Source organism: Pseudomonas wuhanensis (assembly GCF_030687395.1).
Taxonomy (GTDB): domain Bacteria; phylum Pseudomonadota; class Gammaproteobacteria; order Pseudomonadales; family Pseudomonadaceae; genus Aquipseudomonas; species Aquipseudomonas wuhanensis.
This window is the reverse complement of sequence record NZ_CP117430.1, coordinates 1,478,841-1,488,969: the sequence shown is the minus strand read 5'-3', so window position 1 is coordinate 1,488,969 and position 10,129 is coordinate 1,478,841. Positions and strand designations below refer to the sequence as shown.

Genomic DNA, 10,129 nt, shown 5'->3' with positions numbered 1-10,129 from the left:
CTATGGTGCCCGCCCGACTGTCTACCTGTTTGCGCCCCGCATGCTGCCGACCTCCCGTACCCTGCGCCTGTCGTTGTACTCCTTGCTGATCATCGCCGGTGCGGTGCTCGCCGCCACCTTGGCCATCCGTCACACCGAACGCCAGGCGTTGGTGGAAGATGCCGCGCGAGCCAATCAGCAACTGGCGCTGTACGCCAACTCGCTGCACACCCTGATTGACCGCTACCGTGCCCTGCCCGCCGTATTGGCGCTGGACCCGGAACTGCGCGCCGCGCTAAGCGGTGAAGTGAGCCCTGAACAACAGCTCGCATTGAATCGCAAACTGGAGAAGATCAACGGCGCCGCGCAATCCTCAACCCTTGAACTGCTCGACCGCACCGGTCTGGCCGTGGCCGCCAGCAATTGGCGCCTGCCCAGCAGTTACGTCGGCCACAATTACGGCTTTCGCCCCTACTTCAGCCAGACCCGAACCCAAGGCACCGGGCGCTTTTATGCGGTGGGGGTGACCAGCGGTATTCCCGGCTACTTCCTCTCCAGCGCGGTGACCGGCGACGGTGGTGAGTTCCTCGGCGCCATGGTGGTGAAACTCGAATTCCCGGAGCTTGAGCGCGAATGGCGCCAGGGCAGCGACACGTTGCTGGTCAGCGATGCGCGCGGGATTATCTTCATCGCCAACCAGCCGGGCTGGCGTTATCGCCAATTGAAACCGCTGAGCGACGGCGACCGCGCCGAGCTCAAAGCCACCCGCCAATACGACAAACAACCGCTGACCCCGCTGGAATATCAATCGGTGCGGCGCTTCGACGACAACAGTGCGCTGACCCGGGTCGTTGGCCCCGACGGGACGGCGGATTACCTCTGGGAATCGCTGCCGCTGGCCGCCGAAGGCTGGACGCTGCACCTGTTGCGTCGCCCGCAAGTCGCGTTCGAAGACCGCCGTAACGCCGGGCTCGCCGCGGCCGGGTTGTGGCTGGCCATCGTATTTTTGCTGCTGTTTCTCAACCAGCGCTGGCGCCTGGCCAAGATGCGTCAGCGCAGCCGTGAAGAACTCGAGCGACTGGTGGAAGAACGCACCCGGGATTTGCGCACCGCTCAGGACGGGCTGGTGCAATCGGCCAAACTCGCGGCCCTTGGCCAGATGTCTGCGGCACTGGCCCATGAAATCAACCAGCCGCTGACCGCCCAGCGCATGCAGCTTGCGACTCTGAGGCTGCTGCTCGATCACGGTCGGGTCGACGAGGCCTACAAGGCGCTCAAACCGGTGGACGACATGCTCACGCGCATGGCCGCCCTCACCGGCCACCTGAAGACCTTCGCCCGCAAAAGCCCCAGCGGTTTGCGCGAACGGCTGGACCTGGCGGCGGTGGTCGATCAATCCTTGCAGTTGCTGGATGCGCGCTTGCGAGACGAACATGTCAGCACCGTGCTCCACCTGACCCGCCCGGCCTGGGTGCGTGGCGATGCGATTCGCCTGGAACAGGTGCTGATCAACCTGCTGCGCAATGCCCTGGATGCGATGCACGACAAACCCTGCAAGCGTCTGGAAATCCGCCTCGAAGCCGATGAACAATTGTGGCGCCTGACCGTTGCCGATAACGGTGGCGGCATTGCCGAAGAGAATCTGGGGAAAGTGTTCGATCCATTCTTCACCACCAAACCGGTGGGCGATGGCCTGGGCCTCGGGCTGGCCGTCTCCTTCGCTATCGCTCACGAAGCAGGCGGCCGCCTGAGTGCCGATAATGGTGAAAACGGCGCGGTGTTCACCCTGACGTTGCCCATTGATCTGGAGGTGCCTGCTTGATGCTCAATTCGGTGATGGTGGTCGATGACGAAAGCAGCATCCGCAGCGCTGTCGAACAGTGGCTGAGTCTGTCAGGTTTCGAAGTGCAGCTGTTCAGTCGCGCCGCTGAGTGCCTGGCGCAACTGCCGAAGCATTTCCCCGGGGTGATTCTCAGCGACGTGCGCATGCCCGGCATGACGGGGCTGGAATTGCTGGCCGAAATCCAGCGTCGCGATGTCGATTTGCCGGTGATCTTGCTGACCGGTCACGGCGATGTGCCCATGGCCGTCGAAGCGATGCGCGACGGTGCTTATGATTTCCTCGAAAAACCCTTCAGCCCGGAAACCCTGCTGAGCAGTCTGCGCCGGGCTCTGGACAAGCGTCGGCTGGTGCTGGAAAACCGTGCCCTGCACGAGCAGGCGGACAATCGCGCCAAACTCGATGCCACCCTGCTGGGGGTTTCCCGTGGTTTGCAAACGCTGCGCCGCCAGGTGCTCGATTTGGCAACGCTGCCGGTCAATGTGCTGATCCGGGGCGAAACCGGCAGCGGTAAGGAATTGGTTGCCCGTTGCCTGCACGACTTTGGTCCCCGCGCAGACAAGCCCTTCGTGGCGCTCAATTGCGCAGCGATTCCCGAGCAATTGTTCGAGGCTGAACTGTTCGGCCATGAGAGCGGCGCGTTCACGGGCGCCCAGGGTAAACGCATTGGCAAGCTCGAATACGCCGACGGCGGCACGCTGTTTCTCGATGAAATCGAAAGCATGCCGCTGGCCCAGCAGGTGAAACTGCTGCGGGTGTTGCAGGAGCAGAAGCTTGAGCGATTGGGTTCCAACCAGAGCATCCACGTGGACTTGCGGATCATCGCCGCGACCAAACCCGATTTGCTGGATGAAGCCCGGGCCGGACGTTTTCGCGAAGATCTGGCCTATCGATTGAACGTCGCCGAGTTACGTCTGCCGCCGTTGCGTGATCGGCGTGAAGACATTCCACTGTTGTTCGAGTTCTTCGCACAAAGTGCTGCCGAGCGTTTGGGCCGCACCGTTGCACCCTTGAGCGGGCCGCAACTGAGCCATTTGCTGAGCCACGACTGGCCGGGCAATGTGCGCGAACTGGCGAACGTCGCCGAGCGACAAGTGCTGGGTCTCGGCGAGCCGGAACCGGCGGGGATCGACCCCGGCCAGTCACTGGCGGCGCAGCAGGAAGCCTTCGAAGCGCATTGCTTGCGCGCGGCGCTGACCCGGCATAAAGGTGATGTGAAAGCGGTGCTAGAAGAACTGCAACTGCCGCGCCGTACCTTTAATGAAAAGATGCAGCGGCATGGGCTGACTCGGGAGATGTTCGTTTTAGGCAGTTAAACTTGTAGTGCCTGGACTGGCCACTTCGCGGGCAAGCCCGCTCCCACAGTGTTCAGTGTCGTACACAAAATCTTTGTTCAACTCGGTCACTGTGGGAGCGGGCTTGCCCGCGAAGAGGCCGGTACAAACGATACAAATCCACAAGCCAGATAAGCAATTTTCCGCTCACGCCCAGTCCGGCATAAGCGGATTTCCGCTCACCAATTCCCCGCACCCCCTCTAAACCGGCCCTCCTCTCCTTGGCACAGCTCCTGCTATAGCTCCAGCAGGCTGCGTTTTAACGCGCTCCACAAAAACAATTAAACGAAGGATCCTTCAATGGATAACTCCAACGCCCTGCCTCTTGGGTCGGCTGCCGCGCCGGCCAAAGAAAGAACCACCGCCAGCCGGATCAAATCGATCTTCAGCGGTTCTGTCGGCAACATGGTCGAGTGGTACGACTGGTACGTCTACGCCGCCTTCTCCCTGTACTTCGCCAAAGCCTTCTTCCCCAAAGGCGACACCACCGCACAACTGCTCAACACCGCCGCGATCTTCGCCGTGGGCTTTTTGATGCGCCCGATCGGTGGCTGGTTGATGGGCCTCTACGCCGACAAGGCCGGTCGCAAACGTGCGTTGATGGCTTCGGTCTACCTGATGTGCTTTGGCTCGCTGCTGATCGCCCTGAGCCCGGGTTATGAAACCATCGGCATCGGCGCGCCGATCCTGCTGGTGTTCGCCCGCCTGCTGCAAGGTTTGTCGGTCGGGGGTGAATACGGCACCTCGGCGACTTACCTCAGTGAGATGGCGACCAAGGAACGTCGCGGCTTTTACTCCAGTTTCCAGTACGTGACGTTGATCTCCGGCCAGCTCATCGCCCTGGCGGTGTTGATCGTGCTGCAACAGACCCTGACCACCGAAGAGTTGTACGCCTGGGGCTGGCGCATTCCGTTCGCCATCGGTGCGCTGTGTGCCGTGGTCGCGCTCTACCTGCGTCGCGGCATGGAAGAAACCGAGTCGTTCACCAAGAAAGAGAAAGCCAAGGAAAGCGCGATGCGCACCTTGCTGCGCCATCCCAAGGAACTGATGACCGTGGTCGGCCTGACCATGGGCGGCACGCTGGCGTTCTACACCTACACCACGTACATGCAGAAATACCTGGTGAACACCGTCGGCATGAGCATTTCCGACTCCACCACGATTTCTGCGGCCACGTTGTTCCTGTTCATGTGCCTGCAACCGATCATCGGCGGGCTGTCGGATAAAGTCGGTCGTCGGCCGATCCTGATCGCCTTCGGCATTCTCGGGACACTGTTCACCGTACCGATCCTGACCACTCTGCACACCGTCCAGACCTGGTGGGGCGCGTTCTTCCTGATCATGGCGGCGCTGATCATCGTCAGCGGCTACACCTCGATCAACGCGGTGGTCAAAGCTGAACTGTTCCCGACCGAAATCCGCGCCCTGGGCGTTGGCCTGCCATACGCACTGACCGTGTCGATCTTCGGCGGCACCGCTGAATACATCGCGCTGTGGTTCAAGAGCATCGGCATGGAAACCGGTTACTACTGGTATGTCACGGCGTGCATCGCGGTGTCGTTGCTGGTGTACATCACCATGAAAGACACCCGCAAGCATTCGCGGATCGAGACGGACTGATCCCTGAACGCAACACCACAGCCCGGCCTTGGTCGGGCTTGGTCGTTTCTGGGGGAAAGCAAAATGCCAGGTTCGACACAAAACCCTGTGGGAGCGGGCTTGCCCGCGATGACGCCATAACATTCAACATCTATGTTGACTGTTAAACCGCTATCGCGGGCAAGCCCGCTCCCACAGTGATCGAGGATGGACTGGAAATATGCCGCTGGCCCTTGCACCATGATCGCCTCCCGAACGACTCCAGGAATTCACATGCCCGACGACATCCACTTCTATGAACCCGCCAACGGCCACGGCTTGCCGCATGACCCGTTCAACGCCATCGTCGGCCCGCGCCCTATCGGCTGGATTTCCTCCCAGGATGCCAACGGTCGCCTGAACCTGGCGCCCTACAGCTTTTTCAACGCCTTCAATTACATCCCGCCGATCATTGGTTTTTCCAGCGTCGGGCGCAAAGACAGCCTGAACAACATCGAGCAGACCGGCGAATTCGCCTGGAACCTGGCGACCCGTCCACTGGCCGAGCAGATGAATCAGAGCTGCGCCATGGTCGGGCCCGAGGTCAATGAATTCGAACTGTCCGGACTGACCACCGCGGCGTCGAAAATCATTCAGGTGCCACGGGTCGCCGAAAGCCCGGTGTCCTTTGAGTGCAAGGTCACGCAGATCATTCAGTTGCAGCGCGCAAACAAGGAAGTGGTGCCGAGCTGGCTGATTCTCGGCGAAGTGGTCGCCGTGCACATCGCCAAGTGGCTGTTGAAGGATGGGGTCTACGACACCGCCGCGGCAGAACCGATTCTGCGCGGCGGCGGGCCAGCGGATTACTTTCAGCTGGGGCCAGAGGCACTGTTCAAGATGTTCCGCCCGGGGGCGGTCAAGTAATTACCAGAGCAAGTCGGCGTCTTGTTTGACGTCTTTGAGGCGGGTCAGCTCTTTGGCCGCGGCCTCGTCGGCTTCATGAGCGGTCTTGAAGGTCTGGCCTTCCAGCACTTTGTGAAAAACCGGGGCGCCGGAACCACCGAGGGCTTTGACGGCAATCGCGGCATGGTAACCGCCCTCGCCCGGTACTACTGCTGAAACGGCTTCGAAGTGTTCAAAGGCTTTACGTGCCATGTCGCGGATCCTGGCTAATGGAGAGTTGCGCCATTAAACCCTCAACCGGCCAGTTTGTGTACCGCTGCCTGGGAATGGCCAAGGGCCTGGACCGCCGAGACATCCTTGAAGGTATGGAAATCCAGGCTATTGACCACCAACTCCTGCACCAGCTCGGCAAAAATCTGCATCGCCGGGCTGCCGAAGTAAGAGGTCATGGCCTGTTGGTTGGTCCAGAAACCGGACACCAGCCACAGCTCTGGATCGCATTGCGAGTGCTGCAGGGCGAAGCTCAGGCAACCCGGCGCGTTGCGCGATGGCTCGATCAGGGCGCTGAGGCGCGCACCGAGTTCTGCTGAACGCCCGGCGCGGGCGCGGACGAAGGCCATATGACTGACGGGGATCTGCGTAGACATGTTCAACCCTCCCAGGTCATCCAGTGGCAGCCGGGGACGGGCTGCGACAGGATCCAAGATTAGGCGGCGCGCCCTGGTCGTCGTTAGTCGATTCCTGCCGGCTTATTGCACAATCCTGCGCGGCTGCAAAAAACGTCTGTAACAGCATGTAAACCACTGTCACATCGCTGCAATACGACTTTCAAGCAAGTTTTCCCGGCGCTGCCCTGCCATAGCAGCACCGCGTACTCACCCCGTGCAGAATCAGGCAAGCTTTTGGCAGGATGTGTCTACCGCTGTTCCTTGCACAAATTTAAGCTCAGCCCATTACCAACGCGTCACCGAGGATGCCCAGCATGTCGTCGCTCGATCATTTTCAAGCCCCGCTGAATGCCGACATGGAAAAACAACGCGCGGAACTGGCCGCCCTCATCCGTCGTAACACGATGGAGGATGGTACTTATGCCACCGCCGTCGGCTCGCTGTTCATGTCGCGCCACAGTCAAAACCATGATTTCGCCCCGGTGCTGGCGCAACCGGCCCTGTGCATCATGGCCCAGGGGCGCAAGGAAGTTCGGCTGGCAGATGAATACTTCAATTACGACCCGCTGAATTACCTGGTGGTGTCGGTTTCGATGCCGTTGAGCGGGCGGGTGGTGAATGTCTCGCCCGAGGAACCAATCCTCGCCGTGCGGCTGGACATCGACCCGGCGGAAATCAGCGCGCTGATTGCCGACGCCGGCCCCATCGGCGTACCCACACGTCCCACTGGCCGCGGCCTGTATGTTGAGCAGATCGACACAGCAATGCTCGATGCCGTATTGCGTCTGGCACGTTTGCTGGACACACCCAAAGACATCGCCATGCTGGCGCCGCTGATCCGCCGGGAGATTCTGTATCGGCTGTTGCGTAGCCAGCAGGGGCATCGGCTGTATGAGATTGCTATCGCCAACAGTCAGAGCCATCGCATCAGCCAGGCGATCAAATGGCTCAACGGCAATTATGAGCAACCGTTGCGCATCGATGATCTGGCGCGGGAAGTGAACCTGAGCGTGTCGACGCTGCATCACCGGTTCAAGGCGATGACGGCGATGAGCCCGCTGCAGTATCAGAAGCAGTTGCGCCTGCAAGAAGCGCGGCGGTTGATGCTGGCCGAAGGGCTGGAAGCTTCGGCGGCGGGTTATCGGGTGGGGTATGAAAGCCCTTCGCAATTTAGCCGGGAGTACAGCCGACTGTTTGGCGCGCCGCCGCTCCGGGATTTGGCGCGGTTACGGTTGTCGGTTTGATCTGGCATTTGTTTTGTGGCTGATGGCCCCATCGCGGCATAGGTATCTACACATCTCCCGATCCTGGTCTATAAAGGGACGGCATGGATATCAAATGACCGGGCTAGATGCCCGACTGACAAAACGATACGACGAGTTAGTCATGGGACACAGTAATGGACTACCGGCGCTGGCCGCCGGGATGAAAGCCTTGCCGCGAAGCGACAAGGCTTTTGCACAGACGCAAGCCCTTTGGCGATTTTTGAGCAATGACCGGGTTCGGCCCGTTGACCTGGTTAAACCGCTGCTGGCGCTGGCCCACGAGGGTTGTCGGGATGACTGTGATGATTACGCGCTGGTCATGCACGATTGGTCTCGGCTCAATTACATGCACCACCACAGCAAGGCTGATCGCCGCAAATGACCCACCGGGGCGACATCGGTTACGAGCTGCAAAGCAGCCTGCTAGTCACCGACCGTGACGGTGCACCGATCTGTACTCCCGCTCAAAATCTGGCGACCAAGGACGGCGTGCTCAGCACGCGAGCCGAAGAAGTGCTGGCCCCTGAGAAGCATCTGCATGAACTGACACAACGTATCACTTGGCTGGAACAGCAGAATTTTGCCAAGCCGCTTGTCCATATCGTGGATCGAGAGGCTGATTCGGTCGCTCACCTGAGGCAATGGCAGGCCGAGGGTCGGCAATGGCTGGTGCGAGTCAAGGCCGGTTCCACGGCCAGTCATGCAGGTCAATCGAGGGCCCTGAGTCAAATTGCTCGCGAGATGACCTACCGCAAAACTCGCAAGGTGGACTACAAAGGAAAACCGGCCATTCAATGGGTGGGAGAAACCGCCGTCGTGCTGACTCGCCAAGCCCAGCCTTTCACCAAAGACAGGGCCGACCGCAAGACGCTGCGCAAGTCTGGTGAGCCGTTGCCGGCCCGGCTCGTCGTGAGCCGAATACTGGGAGCCGATGGTCACCTGCTGGCCGAATGGTATTTGCTGAGCAACCTTGAGCAAGAGGTCGCAGATGAACGATTGGCGCTCTGGTATTACTGGCGCTGGCGTATCGAGTCCTACTTCAAACTGCTTAAAGGGGGTGGGCATCAGCTGGAAAACTGGCAGCAAGAGAGCGGTGAAGCGGTGTTCAAACGGCTGTTGATCGCCAGTCAGGCATGTGCTGTCAGTTGGCGTCTGATGCGGGCTAAGGGGGAGTTCGCTGAGCAAACACGGGATTTTTTGGTCCGTCTGTCTGGTCGACAGATGAAGCGCTCGCAGCCGGTGACGGCTTCCGCGCTGCTGGCCGGTTTATACATGCTTTTGGCCATGTGCGAGACATTGGAACAATACACGCCCCAGGAACTGGCGGGTTTTGCTAAAGAGGCCATCGGCTGGGTGGCCAGCCGAAGACTTTAGAGATGTGTAGATACCTATGCCCATCGCGGGCAAGCCCGCTCCCACAAGGACCGGTGTACACGGAACTCTGTGGGAGCGGGCTTGCCCGCGATGGGACCAGTCAGAGCAACCCGCCTCTAACGTCAGGCGCTTAGCACTCGGCACGCCTCAGCCGGCAATGTCACCGACACCGGATTGCCAATGCTCAACCCAACTCCCTGACACGGCGTGCTCAACGCGGTAAACGACACCCCGGAACACTCGACAGTGGTTTCGATGGTCGCACCGATATCCCGCACAAACGTCACCTTGCCGAGCAAGCGATTCCCCGCCGTGGCCTGGGGTTGCGACAGTTGCAGGTCTTCCGGGCGAATCAGCATTTTCACCTTCTCCCCCACCACAACGCTGCTGCAGATCGGCACTTGCAGTGCATCGCCACCGGGCAAGCAGACCTTGCCATTGCCCAGCGCCGTGGCCGGGAAAATGTTCCCCGAACCGATAAAGTCCGCGACAAATTCATTGGCCGGATGCCGATAGATTTCAATCGGCGTACCCACCTGCTGCACCCGATGCTCACCCAAAACCACCACGATATCGGCCATGGTCATGGCTTCGCGCTGGTCGTGGGTGACCATGATGGTGGTGATGTTCAAACGTTGTTGCAGCTGACGGATTTCCACCTGCATCGATTCGCGCAGCTTGGCGTCCAGCGCCGACAGCGGTTCGTCGAGCAGCAGGATTTTCGGCCGCGAGGCAATCGCCCGGGCAATCGCCACACGCTGACGCTGACCGCCGGAGAGTTTCGCCACCGGGCGATCAATCATTTCCTGCAGCTGAATCAGCTCCAGCAACTCCACTACCCGCGCCTGTTGATCAACCTTGCTGACCCCGCGCAGTTTCAGCGGATAGGCAATGTTCTCCCCCACCGTCATGTGCGGAAACAGTGCCAGCGATTGAAACACCATGCCGAAATTGCGCTGATGCGCCGGCGTGTGGCCGATGTCTTCACCGTCCAGGCGAATCTCGCCACCTGTCAGGGTTTCGAGCCCGGCGATCATCCGCAGCAAAGTGGTTTTTCCGCAGCCCGACGGGCCGAGGAAACACACCAGTTTGCCCTCGGGCAAATGCAGGTTCACATTCTTTACCGCGCAGGCCGAGCCGTAATGTTTCTCGACGTTTTCCAGAATCAGACCAGTCATGTTGCACCTC

General features: G+C 60.2%; 10 protein-coding genes. 7 read left to right on the top strand and 3 right to left on the bottom strand.

The genetic code is table 11. From position 1 onward, the window contains the following. The first annotated feature begins 40 nt into the window (after positions 1 to 40). From PSH88_RS06865 to PSH88_RS06850, 4 genes are all read left to right on the top strand, one after another. The gene (locus PSH88_RS06865; RefSeq protein WP_305425488.1) at positions 41 to 1,801 is read left to right on the top strand and encodes a sensor histidine kinase; all 1,761 of its coding nucleotides are present in this window, start codon (positions 41 to 43) and stop codon (positions 1,799 to 1,801) included. Continuing rightward, entirely contained in the window at positions 1,801 to 3,135 is a 1,335-nt protein-coding gene (locus PSH88_RS06860; RefSeq protein WP_305425486.1) for a sigma-54-dependent transcriptional regulator, read from the top strand. The genes PSH88_RS06865 and PSH88_RS06860 overlap by 1 nt, the downstream gene beginning before the upstream one ends. 318 nt (positions 3,136 to 3,453) lie before the next feature. Beyond that, on the top strand, positions 3,454 to 4,773 hold the full coding sequence (locus tag PSH88_RS06855) for an MFS transporter (protein WP_305425485.1): 1,320 nt from the start codon (positions 3,454 to 3,456) through the stop codon (positions 4,771 to 4,773). A 252-nt stretch (positions 4,774 to 5,025) separates the two neighbouring features. Further along, a complete protein-coding gene (locus tag PSH88_RS06850) occupies positions 5,026 to 5,655 on the top strand; it encodes a flavin reductase family protein (RefSeq protein WP_018926552.1) in 630 nt (209 codons plus the stop codon). On the opposite strand, the gene PSH88_RS06845 is transcribed toward PSH88_RS06850, so the two are convergent. Both PSH88_RS06845 and PSH88_RS06840 read right to left on the bottom strand, forming a co-directional pair. Next, the gene (locus PSH88_RS06845; RefSeq protein ID WP_205889518.1) at positions 5,656 to 5,886 is read right to left on the bottom strand and encodes a hypothetical protein; all 231 of its coding nucleotides are present in this window, start codon (positions 5,884 to 5,886) and stop codon (positions 5,656 to 5,658) included. It lies immediately after the preceding gene. Between the two features lie 41 nt (positions 5,887 to 5,927). Then, entirely contained in the window at positions 5,928 to 6,281 is a 354-nt protein-coding gene (locus PSH88_RS06840; protein WP_305425484.1) for a putative quinol monooxygenase, read from the bottom strand. A 335-nt stretch (positions 6,282 to 6,616) separates the two neighbouring features. On the opposite strand from PSH88_RS06840, the gene PSH88_RS06835 reads away from it, so the two are divergent. From PSH88_RS06835 to PSH88_RS06825, 3 genes are all read left to right on the top strand, one after another. Then, positions 6,617 to 7,546, top strand: a complete 930-nt coding sequence (locus PSH88_RS06835; protein ID WP_305425482.1) for an AraC family transcriptional regulator — start codon at positions 6,617 to 6,619, stop codon at positions 7,544 to 7,546. A gap of 94 nt (positions 7,547 to 7,640) precedes the next feature. Continuing rightward, positions 7,641 to 7,949, top strand: a complete 309-nt coding sequence (locus PSH88_RS06830; RefSeq protein ID WP_305483493.1) for a hypothetical protein — start codon at positions 7,641 to 7,643, stop codon at positions 7,947 to 7,949. After that, entirely contained in the window at positions 7,946 to 8,941 is a 996-nt protein-coding gene (locus PSH88_RS06825) for a transposase (protein WP_305483492.1), read from the top strand. Before PSH88_RS06830 ends, PSH88_RS06825 begins: the two co-directional genes overlap by 4 nt. Before the next feature lie 122 nt (positions 8,942 to 9,063). Here the strand turns inward: PSH88_RS06825 and PSH88_RS06820 are convergent, their stop codons facing one another. Continuing rightward, positions 9,064 to 10,119, bottom strand: coding sequence for an ABC transporter ATP-binding protein (locus tag PSH88_RS06820; protein ID WP_305425481.1), 1,056 nt, complete (start codon positions 10,117 to 10,119; stop codon positions 9,064 to 9,066). Between the last annotated feature and the right edge of the window lie 10 nt (positions 10,120 to 10,129).